Below are 26,371 nucleotides of genomic sequence, written 5' to 3'. Positions count from 1 at the left end.
TACGCGAAAACCAGATCATACGGCGGGCATCTGCTGGGTTGCGCAATGGATACCGCCACCCATCTCACCCAATGGGTCAACATTCAAAGTTACGATCTCCCGCCTGGGATAGCGCCGCGCAAGAGCTTCTCGCGCGATCTCGTCGGTTTCTCGGTCTCCAAATTCGGCGGCAATCACCGCCCCATTGCAGACATAGTAGTTTGCATAGGAGGCTACGAAATCGATGCTGCTCACCCGGCGGATCACCGGCTCAGGAATGACCTCCACATCCAAACCGCTTGCGACAAGCACATCATGTGTTTCAACGGCAGCGAAATTGAACGGGTCTTCCAGATCGGGGTCATCCGGCAGATTGATCAGTACACGCCCCGGACCAGAAAACCGCGCAAGACTGTCAATGTGATAATCGGTGATGTCCTCGCCCCAGACACCAGGCGACCAGATCATCCGGTCAGCGCCGTAGGCGGTCAGCAACCGGCGCTCGATCTCGTCGCGGCTGAGGCCGGGATTTCTGTTGTCGTTCACCCAGCTGCTTTCGTGTGCAATCAACAGACCATGCCCATCCTGCTCCGCGCCCCCTGCTTCTCCGCGTAATCCGGTTGGCAAGAGCTGCAGCCCCAGACGTTCGGCAACACGCTCGGCAATCAGGCTATCGCGGGCATTCACTTGTTTTTCCCCCCAGCCATTGAACTGGACATGGCTGATGGCAAGACCGCCAGCGCCGTCTACCACAAAGATCGGTCCTGCGTCGCGGCACCAGAGATCTTCAGTGGCGATGTCCCATAACTCTACTTTTCCCGAAAGCTTTGCCTGTGCCCCTGCGTGATCCTCAGCCGCACTGAGCATCTTCACCGGCTCGAACTCGCTGATTGCATTCGCAATATTGGCAATCGTCTGCTGAGCCATATCGAGGAAGACAGGGTCAGGATGAACCATGCGGTTTACGGGCCATTGCATGAAAGTAAGCTGGTGAGGATCTTCTTCCGGCGGTACGTAGAACCCAGAATTGGCAGTTGCCCTATTCATCCCGAGCAATCCCACCATTCCCAGTGCCCCGCTGCCGACCATCATACTACGCCGCTTCATAAACCCTCACAATCGTTTGAGAAATGGCGATCCTGTCTATTTTTGCGGGATAGTCGACATCAACACAAGGTCAAGAATCGCGTAGATAGCCTCGCGGAGAGCGGAGCAGCTGCATTCGGTGACTACATTGATTGCCTTAGAGCAATCGGTGCAACAGCAACGCAATCGGATTCCAACAGATGACTCGAAGTCGACATTGATGCATTTCGAGTCTGCGAATTCTAAGCGGAGCCTTGCCGTGTGGCTTGTTTCGAACCGGGTACTTACCGCCTAGTCACATTGGGGGAATTTTGCCGAGCAGGTGTTTGCGAGTGCGACTCTCACAAACACGCGGAGATTGGCGCAAAACAGACCTACACACTCATTGCGGGTGAAGCCCAATGCGTTTGGGTGTTTCTGGTGCCTGTCCGGACATAACCACCCAACGTTTACTTAGGAGCCACGTAATGAAACCTAAATTTGTCGCCGCAGCTGCAGCCGTCGCATTCGGACTGCCCACTCTGGCCGCAGCGCAATCTGCGGACACCAATGGAGATGGTGTTTTGACTATTGAAGAGGTGCAAGCTGTTGCGCCGAATGTCGATGCCGATACATTTACGATGATGGACGCCAATGGAGATGGTTCTCTGGATCAGGATGAGATTCAGATTGCGCAAGAAGCGGGGATACTGCCGTCAGACAACGGCTAATCTGCTTGTTGAGAATGGCGGCCCGATCCTCCCTGGGCCGCCTGACTCCGCTAAGCAGCTGGTTGAAGCAAGCACACCTCTCAGAGTTATCCGTTCTTTCGAATTGCGAACAAGGGGGATCGAGCTTGCCATATCCAGCTCTCATGCGTCGTTTTGCATATGGTTGGGTTTGAACGGCCGATTGGGTAAGATGTACCTAAGAAGCGATTGCACTATACTGACCTAATTAAAAAGCGGATTGTGACATGCCGGTTTTTATCACTCTAACCAATGCAGATATAAACGATCCCGGTTTTTGGGCTTCGCTGGATATTGGCCCCGATAGCACGATTGATGCATCGGGGCTGAGCAACGCGATCCAAGTTTCTATGACTGGAAGCTCCATTACCTTCACCAACACGAGTACAGGCACCGTAACGGCCTATACCGATGCCGATCTTGCCGGAGGGTCATTCAGCCAGTTCGTCGAGTACATCGGTAACAACAATGATGACAATGTAAGTGGGTCCGTTGGTCTGAATGCAGGTGGGTATAGCGGTGGGCGAGGAAACGATACCCTTGTCGATAGCGGTTCGCTTGGCGGAAGCATCAGCGGTGGGCGTGGCAATGACACCCTGCAAGGCGGCTCAGGCGACAACAATATCTTTGGCGGTCAGGGTCAAGATATCCTGCGCGGCGGTTCAGGAAATAACAATCTCAGTGGAGGCGGCGGTCGCGACACGCTTTTTGCGGAAGACGGCAGTGGCAATCTGGACGGCGGCGGCGGGAGAGACGTCATATACGCCGGTTTGAACACAAGTTTCGTTGATGGCGGCAATGGGAACGACCGGTTGATTTTGCCTCCGGGCTCTACATTCACTCCGTTTTCTCCTGGATCTACCGGCGGGACGGCCAACCTACCGAACGGCCGGAGTTTCACCTATCTGAGTATCGAGACGGTCGAAATCGCATGTTTCACTGAGGGAACGCAAATTCGCACCCCAAGCGGTGATCGCCTAATCGAAGACCTGAAAATTGGCGATCTGGTTGAAACACTGGATCATGGACAGCAGCCCGTGAGATGGATCGGCAAACGTTCTGTTTGCGGGCGGGGCAAGCATTCCCCAATCCGGTTTGCGCCTGGCGCAATCGGAAACCGTCGCGAGCTGCGTGTATCACCCCAGCATCGAATGCTGGTTTCTGGTTGGCGCTGTGAACTGTATTTCCATGCACCCGAGTTGCTCTGTGCCGCCAAACATCTGTGTGATGGAGACCAAGTCTGCCGTGATCCTTGTGATACGGTAAACTACATCCACATCATGTTTGACAAACACGAAATCGTAAACTGCGAAAATGCCCTACTCGAAAGCTTTTACGCAGGTGAACACATACTCAATGCAGATCTACAAGTATATCAGGAGTTAATTGAGGTTTTCCCCGAGCTTGCTGACAGAAGATACAAACCAAGTCCTTCTCGCCCGTTTATCCGCCGCATCGAAGCTGCTCTCATCAACTAGATGAAAAATTGGATCTCGAACCCAAGCTGTTCAGCCCCAGCCCAAAAAGCAAGCTAACAAAACGATGCTCTGCAAATTGTCCAATGTCCTCGTCTAGCTCTACGCAAACCATTGCGACCAGATTTGCGCAAGCGGCAACGGCGGCGCGAGGGTGCTGTCAGACTAATTCGAACCAGCCTCAGTTTGCCGCAGAAACCGCGAACCTATCCGGAAAAAAGTTGACGCCACTCGCTGAGAGCAGCGGCCCGGGTCAGCTTGAAGGTGTCTCGGCTGGCTAGCGATCTTTCCTGGTTCAAATGGTTGTAGACGGAGGAATGGACGGAGGTAAATTTCTGTATACTTCGCATGCGCCTGAAACGCTGCATCGCGCGTTCGCGTCGTCGAAACGACAGGTGCGAATTTTCGACATGGTTGTTGAGCCACCTTCCCGTCTGTTGTATTTCGAGCGCGCCCAATATTCTGTGCACAGCCTTATAGGATTCAATGCGGTCGGCAACGATCTCTTTGGCGCAACCATGCCGCTTCATCAATTTCTTGAGTAATTTCAATGCTGCAGCCGCGATTGGTCGTTCGTAAGATCGGATTGAATGACCGCACCGAGCCCTTAGCTGGCGTTGCCAAAGAGGCCTCAGCGAGCCGAAAGAAAGCCTCTGCTGGAAAATCGTCGTCGATACTCAGCAGGGCTGAGACCAGTCATCTTTTTGAACAGGCGCCGGAACGCTCGGGAATCTGAATACCCGACGGCCTCTGAGACAGCTTCGACACTGTGGTCGTCCATCTCCAGAAATTGCTTGGCCTCCTCGACCCTAAGCGACTGCACATAGTCTTTGGGGCTGTAGCCCGTTGCCGCGCGGAAGCGTCGGTCGAACGTACGTCGCGGGAGGCCAGAGCGAGAGATCATCCGCGCTACTGCGTCACGCTTTCCATAAGCATCGGCGAGCCAAGTCTGGCATTCCTGAATGACTGCGTCCTCGCTCTGCGACCTTCTCTTGGGAGCTGCGTAGTGTCTTTGGCCGTCGGGTTTTGGATCGACACAATAGAACCGCGCTGATTTCGCTGCGTGCTCCGGACCGATGTAGCGCGCAATCAGGTAAAGCGCGAGGTCCTGCCAGGATGCCATACCTCCTGACATCACGATACAGTCTCCCTCTCCTGCAAAAGTAAGCGTGCGGTCCGGACAGAAAGCCACGCGCGGATAACGCTTCTCAAAAACCTCAGCCATGGACCAGTGCGCCGTCGCCTCTTGACCGTCGAGGAGCCCGGCGTCCGCCAAGAGCGCCGAGCCAGAGCATGCCGTTGCCAGGCGCGCGCCTGCCGAATGTCGCTCGACGATCCAGTCGATCTCCGGCCCCAAAACCTCCTTCGGCGGGGTCATCATACCGATCCTGAAGTTTGGCAGGCAGATGATCTCTGCGTCGTCTGCTTCTTCAAGCGTCGCGTCAGGTGCCACTGGGACGCGGCTTATGCAGCGGAATGGCTCCTTGGCTCTGGCGACGATCCTAACTCGTGTCATTGGCGGAGTGGGCGCGCCCTCGGTGAGGTAGGACCACGCAGACCCTACTGACGTCAGCAAATCATAGATGCCGTAGAGAATGGCGCCCCGGCAACTCTCGGCCGCAAGGATGTCGATCCGCAGAGGTTCAGCGATGAAATCCCTGGTTGTCATTTTCATACTCTCCTCTTCGAATCCGATGGCCGATTTGGCCCTCTTGTGGCCGGTTCGACCCTGACAAATGCGTTTTTCGTCCACCAGTTTGGAGCAGACTACAAAAGCACGCGAGGAAAATCATGACCTACGAAGCTTTCAAGTTTGCAGAAAAAGAGGGATGGGACGCCCGCGCTGCTGCCTATGACGAATTCACCGGGCGGGTGACGACCGGCGCGATTCCGACGCTTCTGGCGATGGCCGAATTGGCCCCAGGCAAACGTATTCTGGACCTTTGCTGCGGCACCGGAAGGGCTGCGGGCGCAGCAATCGCACTTGGCGCTGACGCCGAGGGCGTTGATGTATCTGCGTCGATGGTCAAGGTGGCGCAAAGCGCTTTCCCCGCAGCACGCTTTGTAACCGGTGATGCCGAGTCGATACCAAAAAATGATGCTGACTTCGATGCTGTGATTTGCTCGTTTGGGATTATGCATGTGGGCAGCCCAGAAACCATGTTTAACGAGATTGCGCGCGTTTTGAAACCCGGTGGGCGAGTAGCACTCAGCCATTGGATTGGACCGCCACAGTCACCGTTGTTCCGGATCGTCTTTGGCACGATGCAGAGCATTGCGGACATGTCCGTCGTCCCTGCGTCACCGCCCCCATTCGCTCTTTCTTCGGAAGATACCATGCGAGAGCAACTAGAAGCGGCTGGTTTTAGGGAGTTTTCAAGCGCCCGAGTTCCACTGGTCTTCAAAGCTCCAAAAGGACAGTTCGCCAATCATTTCCGAAATTTCGCTGCAAGGGCGGCTGTTATTCTCGACAAGCAGAATGAATACGTCCTGAAAGAAATCTACTCCTCTTGGGATGCCCAGTTAAAGGATTTTCTCGATGGCGAGGAATACCACGTTCCGATGCCCGCCATAGCAGCGACTGCCGTCCGAGGTGCCTAGATCCATGATGATCTTTCGACCTATGCTCGCGGCGAGTATGAGTAGGTGGAGGTTGTTCAACTCTCGACAATCGCTCAGTCCGCATTGCCGGCACTCGCCTTAGTTAGTCATGCATGCGATCTGAGGATGGCAGCACAGAACAGAGTTGGAGCAACCCGACTCAAGGACAAGGAACGCACGACATGGCTATCGCAGGAAAGCCAGCTCTCGTCGTCGGCGGCAGCGGAGGCCTGGGCCGCCGATTGGTAGAAAGACTCGCGGAGGCCGGCGCAGACGTCGCCGTAGGCTGGAGCAGCGGCGAGGGTCGCGTAGCCGAGGCCTGTGACGCAGTCAAAAAGCGCGGACGCCGAGCGGTTGCCGTTCGGCTCGACCTGCGCGACCCAGCCTCGGTCGAAGCAGGTGTAGCGCAGGCGTCAGAGGCACTGGGCGGCCTCGCGATCCTGATGAACGCCGCCGGCGCGGCCGGGGGGCCGCCGGCGGGCGATCTCGTCGCCTACGACCCAGAAACCTGGGACCGCATCAGCGACATCAATTTCCGCGGTCCTTTTCTCGCCTCCCGAGCCGCTGCACCGCATCTGCGCGCCGCACGGGGCGCAATCGTCAATTTCGGCTCGACTAACGAACACGGGACTTGGGGCGCCGACCGGGCCTTTCAACCGACGAAGGCCGCCGTCTCGGGCCTGAACCGGTTCCTTGCGTCCACGCTGGCGCCGGAAGTGCGTGTTAACTGCGTAGCGCCGGGTTTGATGGAAAACACGGTCATGAGTGGCGGGGCGCCGGAAAGCTTCGTTTCGACGTGGCGCGAGGCGGCGACACTTAAGAAGACCACTTCCATCGAGGACGTGGCTGAGCAGGCGCTGACCTTTTGCAGGGCGGAGACGGTCACCGGGCAGACGCTGGTCATCGACGGGGGCCTGACCTTCCGATAGTTCCCCACTCAGTATCGAGAAGCTAACCTGCCACTCAATTCAGGGTGGCTTTGTCCCGCAAATTCGCCAGTCCAGCCAGGGAAGTCCAACGTCCGGTTTCTGCGTTTCTCGACGTGCTTCGCTGGCAAAATCAGTCGTGCGATCAAGGGCAGTTCAGGGCTCTTACCGCCAGTCGAAACGCCCCACAGAGAACGTCATCAACGAGCCCGACCTGCCCATTTGACAGCGCGCAGCCAAGGTCGGCTTTTTCATGGGTTGGCGAAAAATGCGGCTCGGATCGCGGCCTTCATAGCGTCCTGAGGCCCTTGTTCTTTTGGCTTGCTGGATGCCATCACCAGCTTGGACGCAGGCGTGTTTCCAAGGCCCAATGCATCGTTCACCACCGATAGACTGCCGAGCAGCGAGGAGCGACTGAGAAGACCCACTGCGATCCCGGCTTCTACTGCTGCAATCACACCAGAGACGCTTTGGCTAGAGTAGACAACGCGATATGGTTTTCCGCGGGCTTGCAATGAAATGACCGCCGCGTCGCGCCACCAACACGCATGATCGAACAAGGCCACTGGAAGGCTTTCATCGGCCCGAAAGTGCCGGTGCGCCGACGAAACCCAACATGTCGGGTCTTCATAAACAACCTCCTCGTGACTGGACGGGCTTTCGACCTCATAGACCGCAAGGTCCAGCGCCCCTTTATCGAGGGCTTCTGGAAAACTTGTACTCAAGGCGCAGGTGACATCCAGTTCGACTTTCGGATGTTGACGGGCAAAGGTCGCAATGATCGCCGCAAGTCTGGCGCGCCCGTGATCGTCGGGTATGCCCAAACGCAGTTTGCCGCTTACTGTGTTCTGTGAAATCTCTAGTAGCGCCGCGTCGAGACGTGCCGTCACCTCCTGCGCGACTGTAAATAGCTTTCGTCCCGTTTCGCTCAAGACCACCCCGCGACCATGCCTGTCAAAGACCGGCTGACCCAGGATCGCCTCGAGGCGCTTGATTTGAAGACTTGTCGCAGATTGCGACCGGTGGATGCGGGCAGCACCGTCCGTGACGCTTCCGGCATCAGCCACGGCGACGAAGGTTCGCAGAAGATCGCTATCCAGATTTTCCATCAGTTTTTCCAATATCGGAAATTGAAACTATGCGTTTCACAGATGCCTTGTGCCGCACTATTTTTCAAGGTCAGAGGAGTACCCCATGTCAAATCAGACAGTTGCCCACCAACCACCTAACCGGAAACCCCTGGTGTGGGGCGTGTCTTTGCTGCTGCTGGCAGGCGTCTGTCTTGCCTGGCCGGAACACACCGCAAACGCAGCAAAGTTTGTCCTATGGGGCCTGATTGTCGTGGCCCCCATCGTCATTCCGGGCATCGTGCTTGCAGCCTGGATCATCGCAAGCGGCGCGGACACCCACATCGCTGGTGCCTTCGAGGGAAGGACACTGAGGACGGTTCTGGCAGCCTCGCTCATTGGAGCCATCACGCCCGTATGCGGTGTGACCGTTCTGCCTTTGATGGCCGGACTACTAGCTGCGGGCGTACCACTCGCTCCGATCATGGCCTTCTGGCTGTCCTCTCCGATAACGGACCCCGCAATGCTCGCGACAACAGCGGCGACCCTTGGTCTGAGCTTTGCGATTGGCAAGATGCTTGCCGCTTTCGGATTGGGTCTATTCGGCGGCGCGGTCACCGGCCTGTTCGTCAAGATGCCCTGGGCCGAGAATGCGCTTCGGGACAATGGCCTGGCGCGCCAGCTAAGTGCTGTACGATGCGGTGAAGATCAGGCCTTTGATCCTTGGGTCTGGCGGTCTGAGGCGCGTCGTCGTGCTTTCAGAAAACAGGTCTGGGCAACCACGCGGCTTATCCTGATTTGCCTGATTCCGGCATTTGCCGCGGAGTATTCCTTGAACGCGGCCCTTACACCGGGCGCACTGGCCGCATATGTTGGCGAAGACAAATGGTGGGCCATACCCGCCGCTGTCTTCGTCGGTGCCCCGGCCTATATCGACGGTTACGCTGCGCTCCCGCTGACACGAGGGTTGATCGACAACGGCATGTCCGAAGGGGCAGCGATGGCGTTCCTTGTTTCGGGCGGCGCGGTAAGCATCTGGGGTGCTATGGCCATCGCACCGGTGCTCAAATTGCAACCGTTCATGCTCTATCTGCTGCTTGCAGTTCTGGGGTCACTCGGGGCGGGGTATGTCTTTGGGTGGATCGTCTGAGATTCAGCGTTAACGGGATGCAGACGTTCAGTGAACGGCAAAATGGTCCGGATGCCGCTATTCGTGGCTGGCGCAGCGGACGACTGCTCAGAGCCCCAAACTGCTTGATGCTGCGCTGAAGAACAATGTCCGCTTATCGGTAATTCGGCAGAGGCTAATCTGAGACTTCTGCCTTGTTGGTTCACTTATTGAAGAACTCCGCCACAGCATCTGCCGACACCTTCACGGCCTCGAGCTTGTAGTAGGAGTCCACATGGGAGAACTCGTCAACAGCCAGTTCATCGTGCTTGTTTGTCTGCTTCTCGGCAAACTGGGTTGAACATGGTGCGGTATGGGGGCAATTGTCTCGTTGCGATCCTTGGATTGGGGCTCCAAAAAATGTGTTTCAAATTCTTATCGGCCCGCACTTGTTAAGCCGTGGATAACCAGTCCAAGTATTTGCAACTTAATTACGCGCCAAGGCGGAACTTGGTCGGTGTCATTCCGGTTTGACCTCGGAAAAAGCGAGTGAAATGGGACTTGTCGGAATAGCCAAGAATCAGACCAATCTCCGCAATGGTCATCCGGTCTTCTTTTAGGTGCTCCTTGGCGATATCGACACGCAGCCGTTTGATTTCACGGGGTAGCGTTGTGCCTTGTTGCTGAAGCGCTTTCACAAACCTCTCCTGCTGTATTCCCAGCAATCCAGCCACCACATTTGGTCCCAAATCGGTTTCATCTAGTTTGTCGCGTAAGACAGATCGCAAAGCTGCCACCACGGATACCTCTTCATCTTGTCGAGGCGAGCCTATGGGTTTGGCAGAGCCCTCAGAGACATGATGCAAAAACAACCATTCCACAGGAAAACTGATTTGCATTCCGGGATCGGTTCCCACGCCAACTTCGATCCCTTTGTAGTCGATAGGCAGACCATTGATGTATCTGCTTTCCCATCGCACACGCGAAGGGTCCCAGGAATCGCCGACGACGGTCTGCAATAGGCGTACATAGATTGCGGCACCAAAACCGGTTACCTGTATGGGTGGGACAGTTGGTTCCTGTTGTCTATCGATACGATAAGTCGCTTTGTCCGCTTCAATGATAAGGCTGTGCCGAACAGAATTGGACTCCTGAGGCACAAGCCCGACAAATCGGGTAAAAAACTCGAATAGTGTTTTTGTAGTCTGCAGGGCTTGAGCGAACGGAGGCCACTCTTGCAGGTCAAACGTCTCCCCTACATTCAGTCCAAGGTATCGATCCCCTGACACTTCTGAGAAGGCATTCACCAGACCGTAGACCAACTCTGAGTGAACGAACACGGATGGGTCAGACAACAGTTCGGCTTTCAAGCCGACTTGATCCAATGCTGGTTGCGGATTGATCTTACGTTCGGTGAGATATTGCAGAAACGGAGCAGCTAAGGAGAGGCGAATAAAGCCCTCGCTATGCTCTCGGGAGGTGGAGTTGAAAGGCAAGCTCGTCACTCTTGTTAGGATTAGCAGTTTTATTCAGTGGCCATTTTTACAATCACATTCGAACATCCTAATTCAAAAGTGGCAACCGAGGCAAAACTTTCCGGACTACAGTTGGCAAAACATGAATATGAAGGGAGTACTTATGTCCGGTCTGCGAATGTCTCTTTGCTCGGCGGCAATTGTCGCTGCAGGTCTCTCTTTTGGAATCTCAGCGCAAGCTCAGGATCAGGAGGAACCCCAAACTCTGTTTACCAACGTGCATGTCTTCGACGGTGTGAATGAACAGCGTATCGAAAATGCCAGCGTTCTGGTCGAGGGCAACCTGATCAAGGCCGTCTCAACCGATGCGATTGATGCCCCCAATGCCACGGTCATTGACGGAGAGGGGCGGACACTGACTCCCGGGTTTATCGAACTGCACGCGCACCTCATGCTGATGGGGCCGACCTTGCCCGCGATGGAGGCCAACACAACGTGGGAAGATTTTGCCATTCACGGTGCACGGATGGCCGAGATGTATTTGATGCAGGGTTTCACCACAGTCAGGGATGCGGGTGGGGCCAATGGCGGGTTACGCCGCGCAATTGACGCAGGCCAAATTGACGGACCGCGCTACTTTCCTTCCGGTGCATTTATCGGAACGCGCGGCGGTCACGCTGACTTCGCGAATTTCACCACTCCACCGGGTTCAGAGACCAACATGAGCCGTCTGAACTTGGCGCAGGAGGTAAGCGGTGTGGACGACGTTTACAGATTTGCGCGTAACAACTTCCGCATGGGTGCGACCCAGTTGAAGTTCATGCAATCCGGCGGTGTGGTTTCGGCTTTTGACCCATGGCAGCTACTAGCCGGATCGCCTGAGGAAATCAGGGCCGCCGTGCAAGTGGCTAATGAGTATGGCAGCTACGTCATGGCGCATTCGTATCGTAAGGAAGCGATCCTGAGTGCGCTTGATGCAGGCGTCATGTCCATCGAACACGGCTTCTCGTTTGACTGTGAAATTGCCCAGGTCATGAACGAAAAAGGGGCGTACATCACCACCAACCTGACGGCCTTCGATCCCGGACTGCTCGATATTCCGGCAGTGGCAAACGTCCCGTCGAGCCTTGCCAAAGCCAAGTCTGCCTCGGCCACCTTTGCAGGCTATATCGAGAACATGAAGGAATGCCCTGTGAAGCGAGGGTTTCAGACCGACTGCGTTGGTTCGGTTGAGGCGTGCAATATCCAGATTGCCTACGAAAAGCACCTGAACAACGAGTTTTTCGGGCCCTACACATCCATGGTCACGCTGACATCGACAGGTGGCGAGGTGGTCGCTTTGTCAGGTGACTTCATGAACCCGTATACCGCTGGGAAACTGGGTGTGATCGAAGAAGGCGCCTATGCGGATATCCTGCTGATCGACGGTAACCCGCTCGAGGATTTCTCGGTGGTTGGTACGGGTGATCAGTGGTTCGGTGCCGGCCCGAGGCCAGAAAGCCCTGATACGATTCGACTGATCATGAAAGATGGCGTTGTCTACAAAAACACACTGAATTGACCTGTCTAAGTAGCCGGAGAGAATTTATGCACCATTGGTTTCGCGGGGTAATATTCGCAGGGTTCTTTTGGTGTGGGCATTCTGCGCTGGCGACGCCTGAAACCGCATTAGATTGGGCCGACCTGCCAGACCCGTCTGTGCAGGTTTATGAGGACCCCTATCGCGATCTAAGTCCCGAACAATTTGACGATGTCCTCTATGTCGTGCGGCTGCGCGGCAGGCTGCAGCAGGATGGTGGCAGCGAAGAACAGCGGCAAAAGTGGCAAATGCTTTTGACCGAGACTGAGGATGCCTTGGCAACTAATGGAATTGATGTCGACTGGCTGCTCGATCAGCGCGAAGTTGTGATGGAACGTCGAAGAAAGGCAGGGACAAACGGAAACCCACAATTCGACGGACAAACAATCACACTGGCGGGCTTTGCCATTCCTGCTCCGAATGATCCGGACGGGCGGCCTGTCGCGTATTTGGTTCCGGAACGCGGGATGTGCAGTCATATGCCGCCACCTTCGCCCAACCAAATGATCCGTGTGCGGTTGAACGGGGACTGGGCGCCCCGCTATTTCCATGAACCCGTTCGGCTGACGGGCATGCTGACCATCGATCCTTCTGTTCAGAATATGATGGTTGTGGACGGCCTCATGCCAATGAATGCGACTTTCCAGTTGGAGACGGAACGTATCGAAACTCTTGAAACCGAAGCAGACAGGCTGGAATGGAAGCAGCGTGCCGCCGATCGCATCCGGGCAGCGGGAGATCGCAAGACCGGTGGGGCAAAGGCGTCTGAATGGTAAGACTTCTGGTTGCTACATTGAGTATTGCCTTTGCTGGCGCAGCGTCGGCGCAAGGACTGTCTGGGCCCTCTTCGGTCGAAGCTGATCTTGCCCCCGGAGATGGATTGGCCGACCCACAATATCGTTCCGACTTTCCACGCAACATCGCACCGGGTTGGTTTGAGTGGAAAGACCGGTTGGCTGGGGGCGGGTTTCGGTTCAATATTGATTACCTGGCGCTAGGCCAAACCACGAATGCTGATCTGGGAACCGGCGAAGCGGCTAGCGGAATTGCGCGTTTCTACGGGAATTGGCAGGCGAATGAACGGGGCTCTGTGACATTCAAGATCGAAGACCGGCACAGCTATACCGATGTGGCCCCGCAGTTCCTTGGGCTGGATGGCGGGGCGCTTTCGATCACCGGCACAGCCTTTAACGACAATGGATTACTGCTGACCAACCTGTTCTGGACCCAAAGGGCCGAGAGCGGCGCTTGGACGTTGCAAATCGGCCAGATTGATGTGACGGACTTTGTGGACATCTATGGACTGGTCAGTCCCTATAGTGGCTTCCAAAACCTGTCATTCAACACCAACCCGACACTCAACGCGCCCAACCCGGGTCTTGGCATTGCCGGTGGGATCAAGCTGAGCGAAAACTTCTACGCTGTCGCGAGCGTTGCAGACGCAAATGCCGATCCGTCTGATCCAAACTTTGATGTGTTCAGCGACGGCAATCTCTTCAAAACACTCGAACTTGGGTACACGTCCGGCTTTGATCGCATCTATTTCGACAATGTCCATCTGACCCTCTGGCATGCGGATGCGGCCGAAGATAGTAGTCGAGCAGAAGACTACGGCGCTGCGTTTTCTGCCGCATGGTTTGTTGACAATAAGTGGATGCCATTCTTTCGGGCAGGGGCCTCAAAAGGGACCGCCGCGCTTTACGACCGGTCGGTTTCTGCCGGTCTGGGCTACTATGGTCGCAATACCGATCTGGCCGGCCTGGGCCTGAACTGGGCCGAGGCCCGAGGCATAGATGGCGATCAGTTCACGCTGGAAGCATTCTACCGGTTTTCAATCTCACCCGGACTGCAGATCACGCCGTCCCTGCAGTACATTTCTGACCCGCTGCTGAACCCCACTCAGAATAGCATTACGCTGTTCGGCCTAAGAACCCGGATCGTTTTCTGAGATGGTTCGAAGGTAGACGCCAAAAATAGCGAAACATTCAGTTTTGTCGATTAAAGGGAGGATCTTTTACATGCGTACCTTGTTTTTGGCAGGCACGTTGTCTGTTTGTTCGACTGTGTGCTTCGCGCAAACTTACGACGTCGTCATACTCAACGGTCGGGTAATGGACCCGGAAACCGGGTTCGACCAGATCGCTAACGTTGGAATAAGCAACGGCTGGATCACTGCGATTACTGACGATGAAATTGACGGTAGCGAGGTCATTGACGCGACAAGGCACGTTGTGGCTCCCGGGTTTATCGATCTCGAACAGCATGGGCTGGACCCTTGGGGTATCAAGGTAAACCTTCGTGATGGCGTTACGACTCAAATGGACTTCGAGGTTGGGGCGGCGAACATCGATGAATGGTATGGAGCGCGCGAAGCCGCGACGCAGGCAAACTATGGCACGGTCGTTGGGCAAGAATTCGCACGGATGCGGGTGCATGACGGCCTTGTGCTGGAAGGTGGGAACATAGACTTCCGGAACTTTTTCGCATTGAGGGCACAATCCGTGGAGGACGGTGTTGAAGGATGGTCTTCTGTACCAAGCAACCGTGAGCAGATGAACGAAATCACTGCGCAGCTTGATGAAGGACTGCGTCTTGGGGCCCTCGGCGTCGGATCGACCATCGGCTATGCACGTGAAGGCATCACGACCTATGAGATGATCGAGGCACAGCGGGCTGCGGCGCGTTATGGTAGATTGACCTCTGTCCATCACCGATTTCACCCCAGCGCTTCGACACCGACAGAAACACAGACGGGTGTAAATGAGATTTTGGTCAACGCGATGGTGCTTGGCGCACCGCTGCACATTCATCACGACAATGATTATGGGTGGTGGGAAAATCAGGAAAAACTCCAGATGGCCCGCGATCAAGGCTACAACGTCTGGTCTAGTTACTATCCTTGGACCGCTGGATCAGGAAACTACGGAGCCTCGATAATTGCCCCCGAAAATTGGGAAGGCTCAATGGGGTACAAATACGAAGACACCATCTTTGACCCCCAACTTGATCGCTTCGTTACAAAAGACGAGTTTTTGAGCTTTGCTGAGAATGAACCAGGACGGACGGCAATTGTTTTCAGCCCGCCAAGGGAGCAATGGCTGAATGATTGGATCACCATCGCGGGCTATGGCATCTCGGGCGACGGTATGGCCGGGCTAGACATCGAGGGCAACTTGATGAGTTGGGATGCTCCATACGAAGACTATGCTGGGCATCCTCGGTCAGCAGGCAGCCACGCGCTTGTCTTGAGACTGGCCCGCGAAGCGAATGTTCCTCTTATGCTCACACTCACCCAGCTAAGTTACATCCACGCTAAGCGATTAGGTGACACAGGCTTGCGAGCAATGCAGGTGCGTGGGCGAATGCAAGAAGGCATGGTCGCGGACATCACGATTTTTAATCCGGAGACTGTGACCGAAAAGGCGAACTATACTCTCGGTCAGCAAGGTCTTCCGTCAGATGGCATTCCGTATGTGCTCGTTAACGGAACCATCGTTGTAAAAAAAAGTGAAGTGCAGCGCGATGTTTATGCGGGACAGCCGATCCGGTTTCCGGTCGAAGAACAAGGGCGTTTCGTTCTTGCTGGCCGCGAGCAGATCATGGGTATTCTCACACCGGATACCGGCACTGCCCGTCCAACACTGCTAGATGACATTACAAATAGTGAAGCCAGTGTCGCACCTGCCACTTCACCAGCCAAACAGACTGCATCGGTAGAGCCGACCGAACCCTTTGATTGGTTTACACCTCGCCACGGTCTTAGTGACGGTGCTCTTTTCTTTTGCGTCGTGCATGCTCGCTTCGAGGACCCTGCGCAAGCAAAACGCGACTATGCGAAGGCTATGATGTCAAAAACGGGAGGTTCTATGCCTAATCAGTCGGAACAACGCAGAGCAAACTGACTTGCAGAGACCAAGCATCGAGAAACGAAGCTTTGTTTTAGGCTGAAACCGGTCATCCGCAACCAGTCAGCTTACGGCAGCTTTATCCGCATAGCAGTCGCTTGCATCGACCGCGATGAATGGCCGCTCCGAGCCCAAAACAGACATGTTCTGTTTGCGTCGAATTTCACGAGAGGTGGCGTTGTGCGCGTTCAAGGGCGTCGATAGACAACGTGGCCGACACTGCATTACAATTCACAAAGTTCATTGAATGGCTATCGCGAACAGGAAAGCGCGAAATCCGATGCGCGCTGAACCAAACGTTCAGATAATTCTGAAAGCAGGTCTTGAAACCATTGAAGAACCGAAGAGACATCATTTCCGGTTTAAGTGTTTTTTGTGGCGCTGGTCTTGTTGCGCCTGCTCTGTTGTCATCCAAGGCGATTGCGTCGCAGAAAGTGCTGCGTATCATGCGTTGGAAAAATTTTGTCCCAGCATACGAAGTATGGTTCAACGACGAGTTTGTCGACAAGTGGTCGCGCGAGAACGACACAGAAGTCATGGTATCGAATGTGGGCCTTGGCGAAATCGACCGGCTTGCAGCGGAAGAAGTGAAAGCTGGTGAGGGGCACGATCTGGTGCTCTTTCTTTCACCACGGCCATCGCTGGAAGATTATACGATCGATCACAAAGACATTCACATCGAATGTGAAAAGCGATTTGGCGAAGCTCTCGAATTTGTGCACCAGAGCATCGTTAATCCGCGCACGGGACGCTACCATGGCTTTGCGGAAAGTTATGCGCCTACGCTCGTCACATACCGAAGTGACGTCTGGAGCGCGGTAGGAACTATCCCGGACAATTGGGACAACATCAGAAAAGCGGGGCGCGCAGCGAAACTGCTCCACGAAGCTCCTTTGGGACTCAGTTTAGCGCCTGAACATAATGCGGACCACAGCCTGCGGGCATTGATGGCGGCTTTCGGATCGTTTGTTCAAAATGAGGACGGGCGCCCTTCACTGGTCTCCCCAAATACCCTTGAGGTTCTGAAATTTGGCAAAGCTCTTTATGAAGAAACGATGTCACCGGAAGTCCTCAATTGGACATCTGCATCCAATAATCAAGCGATGTTGTCCGGAGCCGCGAGTTTAACCATTGATACGATGTCTGTGGTTCGAGCAGCAGAGGCAAAACGCTTGCCTGTAGAGCCTTATCTAACGTTGGCAAAATTGCCCGGTGGACCATCTGGGCGGGGTGGCCCCGCGTTTGCCACAAATACGTTTGTTATTTGGCGCTTCGCTCGTAACATCGATGGCGCACAAAAATTTCTCCTAGATTACATCGGTTCATTCCAGGATGGCCTTGCCAAAAGTGGGTTCCAGAACATGCCAACTTTTCCGGGTGCCGTTCCCGATCTTGGCGAACTGATCCATGACGCATCCAAAGCAAGCAGACGGTACGACGTTCTCTCAGATGTGCCCGACACCCTTACAAACCTCGGATTTCCCGGGCACTCCAATGCAGCGACCGACGAGGTGCTAAACCGCCGTATTATTCCTGAAATGTTTGCGCGCGTGGCAAAAGGAGGTGCCACACCTCAAGAGGCAATGGATCTGGCTGGCGCCGCCATTGCACCAATTTTCGACAAGTGGCGCGAAGCAGGTAAAATTTAACCCAATCACAAAAGGTTAGGCCCATGCGCATTCGGAACAAGCTACTTCTTGCTATTACAGTTCCGGTCGCGCTTCTTATTTTGCAAATCCTGCTTGTAAACGTCTTCATTCGCGAATTGCAGCACGCGGTGAATTTCATTTCATCTGCGCATGAGACCATTGAAAACAGCTTCGCTGCTGTTGACCTGGTTACCGATCTGCGCGCTGAAGCAAAACAATTGCCTGTCTCCTTTATGACCGATGGCGCAGTACAGAGCGATGATGTCCAACCATTCCGAGTCGGATTCGAACTGCTGAGTGAGCGAATAAGGGCTATTGGTGTGGGCGTAACAGATCAACGTGCCAGTGACTCAGAGGCGGCAGTTCTAGCAGCTTTTGACCGCGTCCGTAGCGAGTTGGAAGCAACAACAGCGGCACTTTCGGTGGATGCGGCAGATATGGATACCTTGCTGGAAAGAGCGATATTTCTTGATGCAGCTCTTGTTTCTTTGTCACGTGCGCTAGACGAACTCACTGTTGGTTTGCGTGCGGACTTACAAATCGCTGTAGACCGCGAGCGGGAAATCCACAATCGACCGATCATAGCTGGCATCGCCATTGGTGTTCTTACAGTTGTTATGCTGCTGGTCTTCACCTGGCTGGTCGTTGATCGTCATTTTGTTGCACGCTTGAGTAGTTTGAGCCGCTCTATGTTGTCCATCGCTAGTGGTGACCTGCGTGCATTTGTGCCCGAATCCAAAGCAAGAGACGAAATCTCTGAAATGGCAAAGGCACTCAAAGTATTCAGAGATACGGCAGTGGAAGTTGAGGAAAAAAATCTGCGCCAAGTAGCTGAAGCACGGCAGCGGCTCATCGATGCCATCGAGAGCATCGCGGAAGGGTTTTCTCTTTACGACAGTGAGGATCGCCTCATCCTGTCCAACCGGCGCTATCAAGATCTTGTACAGCCAAACACCAACGAAGCTCTCAAACCAGGCACCTTCTTCAAGGATGTCGTTGAGGCGGCAGCGCGTTCGGGTCAGATCATCGATGCGATCGATCGAGAGGAAGGCTGGATTGATGATCGGCTCCGCCGTCACAAGGACCCGGTAGGTCCTTTTATTCAACGACACATGCCCGATCGATGGATAGAGGTTACGGAACACAAAACAAGTGATGGCGGAACCGTGGCAATTTACGCTGACATGACAGAGCAGAAAAAATCTGAATTAGCCTTGCTTGAAGCGAAACAGCGCGCCGAGGAGGCTACTGAAATGGTGTCCCGGAAAAACGCGACCCTCGAAGGGTTATCGGCGCAGTTGTCCAAATACCTTTCACCGCAGATTTATTCTTCTATTTTCAGCGGCCAGCAAACAGTGGAAATAGCGAGTAAGCGAAAGAAACTGTCTGTTTTGTTCGCCGACATCGTTGGCTTCACTGAAACCGCCGACACACTCGAATCCGAAGAACTCACCAATCTGCTGAACAACTACCTGACCGAAATGTCGCAGATCGCACTCCGTAACGGGGCCACGATCGATAAGTACATCGGTGATGAGATCATGATGTTTTTCGGAGACCCCGAAACGCTTGGTGTTCGCAAAGATGCCGCTGCGTGCGTGCGGACCGCGGTTGAAATGCAGTTACGAGGAAAAGAACTTGAGCGCCAATGGAGGGACTTGGGTATCGAGAAACCCTTCAGGATGCGGATTGGCGTCAACACAGGTTACTGTACGGTGGGAAACTTCGGCAGCGAAGACCGAATGGACTACACGATCATCGGCAATGAAGTGAACCTTGCCGCTCGGCTTCAAACACTGGCTGAACCAGGGAGAATTGCGATCGCGCATGAGACATTTTCTCTGGTTCGTGACCAGTTCAACGCAACAGAGTCGGAACCTAGGATCGTGAAGGGCTTTGATAAACCGGTTAGAAACTATCTTGTAGATCTGCCTGCTATCGACGAGACGGTCGTAGAGCCAATGCACACGATTTCCCGAGACGGTCTAAGCGTCACATTAGAGATGAAAAAGATATCACACGATGACCGCGCTCAAGCGATAAAGGAAATCAAACATCTACTTATTCTGCTGAACGGGAATAACTGACCGAACCAAGCAGGCTTAGCGTCCTATTCGACCAGTCCAAGTTGTCGCGCAATGGTGGCGCTGTCATAGTAGTCACGTCCCTCAACCACCTTCCCGTCCTTAACACGCATCACCGAGCAATAGCGGACTTCGGCCCGCCTTCCAGTTGGCGGGAAATCTCCAAGGCTTGAGCGCAGCGTACCAGTGTGCGTGCCCGTGTTTCGGAACTCGACAGTAGCCCACTCGCCGCATTGGCTGACTACGACATTCTCAACCTTGCACAGCCCATCGGGGAAAGCCTCGCGCCAGCGGTGGTAGTCTGCTTTGTACGCTTCCTTTCCGGCAAGTTTCTCGCCACGCGCGATGTCCTCAAAGTCGCAATCCTCAGAAATTACGGCTGCGCCTCGGTCGGGGTCACGCATATCCCAGGACTCGTGAAACTGCCGAACTATTTTCTCCGTGGGGTGCATTGCTTTGATACCTCTCATTTAAGTGTGGGCAGTGTGCACACGCACTTACACCGACAATTCGAAGACCTCTCATGGGAATTGAGTGGCTAAAGGAACTTCTACGTTTTGATGGGCCCACTTCCGCATCTCGGGATGGGGCGACCGCAATCTGCATATGCCAAAAACATGACTATTTCTTCGGGACGCGGCCCATCCGGCACACAAAGCGTCATTGTATCGAAATGATCGAAGGACCAGGGGTTGTCTTTGTGGCCAAGCGGCAAATCGATTGAAGTTCCAGCCGCTCCAATCTTTACGTTGGATGGAATGACGGCGTCGCCCCCATCGGCAGCGGCTCGCATCGGAGCGCCAAGTCTGGGATGTATGACTGCGCCACCATGCTCCATATCTCCGGAAACCCCAACAATCGCGGCCTTCCCATAAGATACTGGTGCTCCTTTAAGCTGCGAAACGGCTTGTTCAGCGAGGTGTTGCCCAAGTTCCGCCCCGATCTCAAAAAGTGGTGCGAGGTCTGCTTCGAAACGGCCTGCCATTGGGTTTCGAAAAACTGCAGCGGCCGCAACGCGGCACACCTCATCACATTGCACGCCAAAGGCATCGGACGTTATGTGCTCTCGCACTATTACAATTTTGCGCGCCTCGACCATGAATGCCCCCATTTCCCTCGTTGAGGCATACTGCGGACAAATCGGCCGCGCGTCGACTTCGAATTTTGCCCTTTATACATCGATTGATACTTTCTGAAGTCTGCTTCGGGCTCGAAGTGGTCACTCTCTGGGGTACGCGTAATTGGTTGGTGGCGAACCCAAGTTGACCTTCGAATGCGATCAGTCGCCGGTGATCGAGTTCTACAATAACGCGGGTTTGTGGTACAAATTGAGTACATCTTTTTCCTGGGGGGGGGTAAGTTAATGCGCGCATCACACATATTATTGGTTGCCGTCTTAGGTGCTGCTCCCGCGTGGGCGTGCGAATTAGCATGGCCAGATGGCAATATTTCCGTTCCGCCAAAGATTGAATCCTTCATCCTCACGGAATGCACTTGGTACAAAGGTACGACGGATGAGAGCCTCGAGGAGTGTATTCGTGGTGAGAAATATGGGTATCGAGCTGTTGTCATGATGTTAAACGATAAGGACTCGGGAGAACGTGCTACCGAAAGGTACAGGGCGTGCAGAGCAGGTCTGGGCGATTTCGGAGGGCGATTTCATCGACGTCGCGCAGAGTGCATTGGTCGTTCACTTGGGATTGTTTGGAGGTTCGAATTAACACAAAAGACGTCTCTGCTGCCGCAACCGACTATCAGAGCATCAATTGCAAACTCAATAAAACCTTTGCTGCCGCTCACTCGGCCGAAAAACTGAACTCGATCGACAAGAACGGCAGCTTTGTCCGCAGAGCGGACGTCGCCTAGTCATTGTGAATTCCGGATTGTCTGCTTCCAATCCAGGCAACCGGACGCCACGTTTCGCATCGATGTCCGTTTTTAGCGATGTGATTGGGAACGCCAACGGTTATTCATCTGCTCCGAACGTCAAAGCTCAAGTAGCCTGTTTTCCCCTCAATTCGTGCGGAGTACGCTTAAACTCTGCACGAAAACATTTGGAAAAATGACTGGTCGAAGAAAATCCAGTTGCAAGAGCGACCTCGGTAATCGGAATGCGGGATTGCACCAGAAGCCGGTAAGCCTCGCGCAGCCTCAGTCGCATGAAATGCCGCTTTGGCGATGCACCAAGGTAGCGCTTGAAAAGCCGTTCAAGTTGACGCGTGGAAATGTTGGCATTCTGCGCGAGTTGCGCAGGAGATGCAGGTTCCTCAACTGTGCGTTCCATCTCGGCAATGACTTTTGAGACAGTAGGATGAAGAATGGTCAAACTATTGGGTGTCGCGATATCAATCGATTTTTGAATTTGCCGCAAAGGCGTGTAACACATCGCCTCAGAGACCAGATCAGCAAACTTTTCTCCGTGTTCGAGTGCTACGAAGTCCAGAAACAAATCTATGCCGGATACACCACCGGAGCTGGAACACCGTAAGCCTTCAAAAACATGCGTTCGATTGCTCAATTCAACATTTGGAAACTGCTCCGAAAATCCTTTGCAGTACCAGGCATGAAGAGCTGCCGGAGCACTTCCCAACAACCCGGCTTTGGCCATCGCGATAGCACCTGTACCTAGTCCGGTCACACGGGTCGAACCGCGTGCCATGCGACCCGCCCAAACCTTCAACGTCCTAACATCCAGATCAAAGACGTTCTCACCGGATACAATGACGATATCTTCTGCGGCGCTCACGTCACTCAACTTTGCGCTGACCTCAGTTGCAACACCTATGCTTGAAACAACCGGATCGCTGGTAAGGCCACAAAACTGCCAGCCATAAAGGGTGCGACCTGCAACAAGGTTCGCGTTCTGGAGCGTCTCGAGCGCTGAGTTGAGTGAGAGAGAAGAAAATCCTTCCAGCAGAACAAAGTGAAAGAAATGTGGGGTCTGATGGCCATTGGTCTGGCAGGTTGACATGCCCTCTTCGATGTCGGTGCTTTCCTGTGGCACAAATGCTCCAAACCAGAACTCAATTCATGGAGACAAAAGCATATTGAAGTCAACTTTTGTCCGCAAGTTCGGGATTCTCTCAAAACGCGTAAGGCGGACTTTAGTAAGCACAGATCAAACGGCCGATTTGTCCGCATAGCCGTCATCGCCGCCGCCAACGCGCAAAGGTTGCAATGCGGACAAAGCTGCTGTTGGGCTAGTGTCCGCTAAGCGCAACTATGGCGCTGTTCTGACCATCGCAGGCAGAGTAGCGAACGGCGGCTTTAAGCCAAAATGACGCTAAGGCTTGCGTTGATCACCCCAGTTCAGCCACGCCGCATCCTCCGGCGACAGGAGCGAAGCACAGAGGCTTGAGTAGCGACCAATATCCTCGGGCGTCAGACGGCCTTCCCACTTGTTTGACGTACCGGATGCAAAGAAGCTTGCTTGGTCGTGAAAAGGTGAGCTTTCATGAAACCGCATTTCACTGGCTTCAACGGCCTTGCGCATGCTGGCGAATGTATTGGCCTCTGCCAATTCATCTAAGGTCTTCAGTGACACACAGATTTCGAGAATGTCTGCCAGACGCGCAATCTGTCCGTGCAGATCGCGGCTTAGATCAGCATAGTGAAAAAAATGTACATTCCCTTTTGGTTGGCGCGTCTTGGCTTGCATATAGTGATGAACAATCGACGAGACAGTCAAATCGTCAGTGCCCGTATCGGTAAGTGGACTATCTAGGAAACGATCATACCCCGCTCGAATGTCCGGAGGGAACATACCAATCAAGCCACTGTTGTCCTTCATGTTTTCAACGTGGCTACGGAACGAAAAATGCACGTCCACGGGATGGCGGTAGACGACGATATAGGTGGGTTCCGCTCCATAGGCGATCCCGTCCATCGGCGTGTGAGTCTTGATACAGCGGCGGCGCTCAAGATTGGACTGGGATGCGGCAATCGCCTTCCGGTCGCGGAACGCGGCATCCAACCATGGGGCGTCCTCTCTGTTACCAGCTTCTGGAACCACGCGGCCATGAATTAGCATCATCACTATGTTCAGCGTCCATGTAGTGCCACACTTGGGCGGCGTATTCACGATGATATCGTTCGGGCGTAAGTTGAACTCATCCCAAATATCCGTGTTGGTTACAGGTCCGAGATAGTCGCGAAGTTTTTCTGTCAGCACGGCTGTCATCTCGGCCTCCTGAGCCACAGTGTTTAAGAGTAGCTAACCATATTCGGCGTAACGCATGATAGCTATTTGTCGAGACCGGTCAGATATCCAATTTCAGATGCGCGAACCATTGGCAGCAATATCCGAGCCGCAGACTTTGGTGGTTGTTGTTGCGAAGGTTCCAGAAGCCGCTGCTCATACAACACACAGCATCGGTCAAAATGGGCTCGGAGCGGTCATCTGACAGTATCAGTAGGTCATAGGGTCGGTTCAGACCGCATCAAGTTCGGTTATGCGGATAAAGCCTTCTATTGTTGTGGGATGACACACGGTATGTTGAGCAACGTCCGTTCGACTACCATAACGACAATTGAATCGAGCATCCCAAGTATCTCGCAACATTCGATCGACCGGAGCCCTGAATAGGCTTTCTTGTTGCCGGCGATCTTGCTTCGGCGTCGGCACAGAGAACACTCTTCGTGATCAATTTGCTTCATCAACTCTTTGCCGGGCATTAGAATGCCAGCAATGGGCTGAACGAGGTTTGGAGTTGCCGAAGTCATGTTTGACCTGAATGGTTCCCACACGTGTAAATCCTGGTTGTCTGCGACTTTTGCTCTTGTTCTTATTGTTTGTCCTGCAACCGCGGGCGAGTTGCACAAAGCTGCGCGCAAGGGGGACTTGGACAAATTAGCCATTTTGATAACTGAAGGATACGATCTTAATGAGTTGGATGCGGTGGTTGGTGGCGCTCTGCACTGGGCCGCTGCGCGAGGGCATCTCAAGGTTACCTCTAAACTTGTAGAAGCAGGCGCGATCGTCGATCTCGAAGCGAATCCTCCGGACAGATTGACGCCGCTGCAATTGGCGAGTTCTGCGGGACATTTCGACGTAGTTAAATTCCTCGTAAGGGCGGGCGCTCACATCGAGGCTGGAACTGACATGGCGGGGACACCGCTACACCTTGCTGCACAGTCCAATCATGCCGATATTGCTCGTTTTCTTTTGGAAAGTGGGGCAAACTCCGAGGCCACGGCTGGAGATATACTCGGAACGTACCCAATTCAGTGGGCAGCGAAAGAAGGTTCCACCGACGTTATGAAAGTCTTTTTGGAAGAAGGCATTCCCGTTGATATGGCGCAGGACGATGGTACCACCTCACTACACCTCGCAGTTTACTACTCTCAGTTCGAAATGGTTGAATTGCTTGTTTCAAAAGGGGCAGATCCGTTTGCGAATTCGGAATACTGGAATACTCCAGTGTTCCTCTCACATACAAATCCCGAAATGACCGCTCTTTTTGAGTCACTCGGAATACCCTTCAACGAATAGTTACCTATTTTCTTCGCGTTGGCTGCATTCGGCCATCCGTTCTTAGCTTTAGAACCGGTGAAATCATGTTCGATGCATTCGTTGCTCAAATTTCAGTTTAAAGCCGCCCCCGGAACGAAGTGGACAATAGAATTGTTATGCCTTTGCGACGAAAACGTGCCCTTGAATACGGCCAGATATCGAGCCAACACCAAAGGATTTCTCAATATCAGCCGCCGCCGCTTCAGTGATTTCATCTAGCAACCCTGCCGCACGTTCTTCCAACTCGTTCCTGAGCGGAGTTCCTTGGCAATAGGCCAACGCAGGAACCATCGAGCTACTAGCACGGCTTCGTTCAGAAATAGTGAATGTATCCACATGGCTAAATCCTGCTTTGCCAAGGTCGCTGACAATAGCAGTAATGTTCCCGTGCCCGTGAGGTGTTCTTGCCAAAAACACAGGCGGATCATCGGGAAAAAACCGTGACACGGTCGCCGTTACGCTTTGAGCAAATTCATTTTGCTCTATCTGATCCCAGACGTTGAAAATAAAGCAACCATCTTCCCTCAAGACGCGTAGAGCTTCCCGATAGCCTGCTATCTTATCAGGGAAAAACATCACACCAAATTGGCAACAAACGACGTCGAATGTCCCCGCGTCAAAAGGTAGTTGCAGTGCGTCAGCCTGCCACCACTCAATTTGATCCGAAGATGGCTGTTGGCTCGCCGCTCTGTCCAACATCGGCTGGTTGAGATCCGTGACAACATAGCGGGTGGATTCATTCAGCAACGGTGCCAAAGCGCGGATGACGACACCGCTACCAGCAGCAGTTTCAAGAACATCTTTCGGGCTCAAATTTGCAACCCTCTTCGCGATGTCGTCAGCATATGGTTCAAAAATCAGTGGAACGAGATATTCGTCGTAAACATCAGGTATCGACCCAGTGAAATTCTTGTCTTTGGATGACATTACGAACGCTCCCCAACTAGGTCTTGAACTAAAAAGATAAATTCATAGCACAGTTTCATTGGTTGGTCACTTCGGGCTCGAAGCGGACGGTGGGGTATTCCCGGCTAAGGGTACACGACCATAGGAAGAACCAAGCCCCAAGGAGTTTCCTCAGCAGGGCGCAATTCCTTGAAACCTGTTTTTTTGTATGCAGCAATCGCCCGGACATTGCTCGGGTGTGGATCAGTGGCGATCATTGGTGCACCCTCCTCAAAAAGTGTTTTGAGCCTT

General features: G+C 53.8%; 21 protein-coding genes and 1 pseudogene. 12 read left to right on the top strand and 10 right to left on the bottom strand.

Annotated elements, in window-relative coordinates; all coding sequences use genetic code 11:
• Window positions 1–15: 15 nt before the first annotated feature.
• A complete protein-coding gene (locus ACR0EZ_RS09125) occupies window positions 16–1,086 on the bottom strand; it encodes an agmatine deiminase family protein (RefSeq protein WP_480612437.1) in 1,071 nt (356 codons plus the stop codon).
• 446 nt (window positions 1,087–1,532) lie between these two features.
• On the opposite strand from ACR0EZ_RS09125, the gene ACR0EZ_RS09120 reads away from it, so the two are divergent.
• Both ACR0EZ_RS09120 and ACR0EZ_RS09115 read left to right on the top strand, forming a co-directional pair.
• Entirely contained in the window at window positions 1,533–1,775 is a 243-nt protein-coding gene (locus ACR0EZ_RS09120) for an EF-hand domain-containing protein (RefSeq protein ID WP_480612436.1), read from the top strand.
• A 245-nt stretch (window positions 1,776–2,020) separates the two neighbouring features.
• A complete protein-coding gene (locus ACR0EZ_RS09115; RefSeq protein WP_480612435.1) occupies window positions 2,021–3,271 on the top strand; it encodes a Hint domain-containing protein in 1,251 nt (416 codons plus the stop codon).
• 203 nt (window positions 3,272–3,474) lie between these two features.
• Here the strand turns inward: ACR0EZ_RS09115 and ACR0EZ_RS09110 are convergent.
• A pseudogene (locus ACR0EZ_RS09110) lies at window positions 3,475–3,828 on the bottom strand (DDE-type integrase/transposase/recombinase); the annotation flags it as partial.
• Between the two features lie 71 nt (window positions 3,829–3,899).
• Window positions 3,900–4,943, bottom strand: coding sequence for a GlxA family transcriptional regulator (locus ACR0EZ_RS09105; protein ID WP_480612434.1), 1,044 nt, complete (start codon window positions 4,941–4,943; stop codon window positions 3,900–3,902).
• 116 nt (window positions 4,944–5,059) lie between these two features.
• On the opposite strand from ACR0EZ_RS09105, the gene ACR0EZ_RS09100 reads away from it, so the two are divergent.
• Window positions 5,060–5,869: a class I SAM-dependent methyltransferase gene (locus ACR0EZ_RS09100; RefSeq protein WP_480612433.1), complete on the top strand. Its 810-nt coding sequence runs from the start codon at window positions 5,060–5,062 to the stop codon at window positions 5,867–5,869.
• A gap of 182 nt (window positions 5,870–6,051) precedes the next feature.
• Window positions 6,052–6,798, top strand: a complete 747-nt coding sequence (locus ACR0EZ_RS09095) for an SDR family NAD(P)-dependent oxidoreductase (RefSeq protein WP_480612432.1) — start codon at window positions 6,052–6,054, stop codon at window positions 6,796–6,798.
• Between the two features lie 248 nt (window positions 6,799–7,046).
• On the opposite strand, the gene ACR0EZ_RS09090 is transcribed toward ACR0EZ_RS09095, so the two are convergent.
• Window positions 7,047–7,916: a LysR substrate-binding domain-containing protein gene (locus ACR0EZ_RS09090; protein WP_480612431.1), complete on the bottom strand. Its 870-nt coding sequence runs from the start codon at window positions 7,914–7,916 to the stop codon at window positions 7,047–7,049.
• A 73-nt stretch (window positions 7,917–7,989) separates the two neighbouring features.
• Here ACR0EZ_RS09090 and ACR0EZ_RS09085 point away from each other — a divergent pair, with 73 nt between their 5' ends.
• Window positions 7,990–9,012, top strand: coding sequence for a permease (locus ACR0EZ_RS09085; protein WP_480612430.1), 1,023 nt, complete (start codon window positions 7,990–7,992; stop codon window positions 9,010–9,012).
• Between the two features lie 449 nt (window positions 9,013–9,461).
• Here the strand turns inward: ACR0EZ_RS09085 and ACR0EZ_RS09080 are convergent, their stop codons facing one another.
• Window positions 9,462–10,466, bottom strand: a complete 1,005-nt coding sequence (locus ACR0EZ_RS09080; protein WP_480612429.1) for an AraC family transcriptional regulator — start codon at window positions 10,464–10,466, stop codon at window positions 9,462–9,464.
• Here ACR0EZ_RS09080 and ACR0EZ_RS09075 point away from each other — a divergent pair.
• The 6 genes from ACR0EZ_RS09075 to ACR0EZ_RS09050 all read left to right on the top strand — a co-directional run bounded on the left by ACR0EZ_RS09075 (window position 10,456) and on the right by ACR0EZ_RS09050 (window position 19,665).
• Window positions 10,456–12,006, top strand: a complete 1,551-nt coding sequence (locus tag ACR0EZ_RS09075; RefSeq protein ID WP_480612428.1) for an amidohydrolase family protein — start codon at window positions 10,456–10,458, stop codon at window positions 12,004–12,006. The genes ACR0EZ_RS09080 and ACR0EZ_RS09075 overlap by 11 nt on opposite strands.
• Before the next feature lie 26 nt (window positions 12,007–12,032).
• A complete protein-coding gene (locus ACR0EZ_RS09070) occupies window positions 12,033–12,800 on the top strand; it encodes a DUF3299 domain-containing protein (RefSeq protein WP_480612427.1) in 768 nt (255 codons plus the stop codon).
• A 314-nt stretch (window positions 12,801–13,114) separates the two neighbouring features.
• Window positions 13,115–13,972, top strand: coding sequence for a carbohydrate porin (locus ACR0EZ_RS09065; RefSeq protein WP_480612426.1), 858 nt, complete (start codon window positions 13,115–13,117; stop codon window positions 13,970–13,972).
• 70 nt (window positions 13,973–14,042) lie between these two features.
• Window positions 14,043–15,926: an amidohydrolase family protein gene (locus ACR0EZ_RS09060; protein ID WP_480612425.1), complete on the top strand. Its 1,884-nt coding sequence runs from the start codon at window positions 14,043–14,045 to the stop codon at window positions 15,924–15,926.
• Between the two features lie 326 nt (window positions 15,927–16,252).
• Window positions 16,253–17,578, top strand: coding sequence for an extracellular solute-binding protein (locus ACR0EZ_RS09055; protein WP_480612424.1), 1,326 nt, complete (start codon window positions 16,253–16,255; stop codon window positions 17,576–17,578).
• A gap of 23 nt (window positions 17,579–17,601) precedes the next feature.
• Window positions 17,602–19,665, top strand: coding sequence for an adenylate/guanylate cyclase domain-containing protein (locus ACR0EZ_RS09050; RefSeq protein ID WP_480612423.1), 2,064 nt, complete (start codon window positions 17,602–17,604; stop codon window positions 19,663–19,665).
• Window positions 19,666–19,688: 23 nt separating this feature from the next.
• On the opposite strand, the gene ACR0EZ_RS09045 is transcribed toward ACR0EZ_RS09050, so the two are convergent.
• The 4 genes from ACR0EZ_RS09045 to ACR0EZ_RS09030 all read right to left on the bottom strand — a co-directional run bounded on the left by ACR0EZ_RS09045 (window position 19,689) and on the right by ACR0EZ_RS09030 (window position 23,842).
• Window positions 19,689–20,114 (bottom strand): ester cyclase, encoded by a 426-nt coding sequence (locus ACR0EZ_RS09045; RefSeq protein ID WP_480612749.1) that lies wholly within the window; start codon window positions 20,112–20,114, stop codon window positions 19,689–19,691.
• Window positions 20,115–20,212: 98 nt separating this feature from the next.
• Window positions 20,213–20,761, bottom strand: coding sequence for an amino acid synthesis family protein (locus ACR0EZ_RS09040; protein WP_480612422.1), 549 nt, complete (start codon window positions 20,759–20,761; stop codon window positions 20,213–20,215).
• Window positions 20,762–21,655: 894 nt separating this feature from the next.
• On the bottom strand, window positions 21,656–22,666 hold the full coding sequence (locus ACR0EZ_RS09035; RefSeq protein ID WP_480612421.1) for a GlxA family transcriptional regulator: 1,011 nt from the start codon (window positions 22,664–22,666) through the stop codon (window positions 21,656–21,658).
• A 279-nt stretch (window positions 22,667–22,945) separates the two neighbouring features.
• The gene (locus tag ACR0EZ_RS09030) at window positions 22,946–23,842 is read right to left on the bottom strand and encodes a sulfotransferase domain-containing protein (protein ID WP_480612420.1); all 897 of its coding nucleotides are present in this window, start codon (window positions 23,840–23,842) and stop codon (window positions 22,946–22,948) included.
• A gap of 540 nt (window positions 23,843–24,382) precedes the next feature.
• On the opposite strand from ACR0EZ_RS09030, the gene ACR0EZ_RS09025 reads away from it, so the two are divergent.
• The gene (locus ACR0EZ_RS09025) at window positions 24,383–25,153 is read left to right on the top strand and encodes an ankyrin repeat domain-containing protein (protein ID WP_480612419.1); all 771 of its coding nucleotides are present in this window, start codon (window positions 24,383–24,385) and stop codon (window positions 25,151–25,153) included.
• Between the two features lie 135 nt (window positions 25,154–25,288).
• On the opposite strand, the gene ACR0EZ_RS09020 is transcribed toward ACR0EZ_RS09025, so the two are convergent.
• Window positions 25,289–26,101, bottom strand: coding sequence for a class I SAM-dependent methyltransferase (locus tag ACR0EZ_RS09020; protein ID WP_480612418.1), 813 nt, complete (start codon window positions 26,099–26,101; stop codon window positions 25,289–25,291).
• Window positions 26,102–26,371: the final 270 nt, after the last annotated feature.

It is taken from the genome of Ruegeria sp. AK4, assembly GCF_056541025.1.
This window is presented reverse-complemented; position numbering and strand designations above follow the sequence as displayed.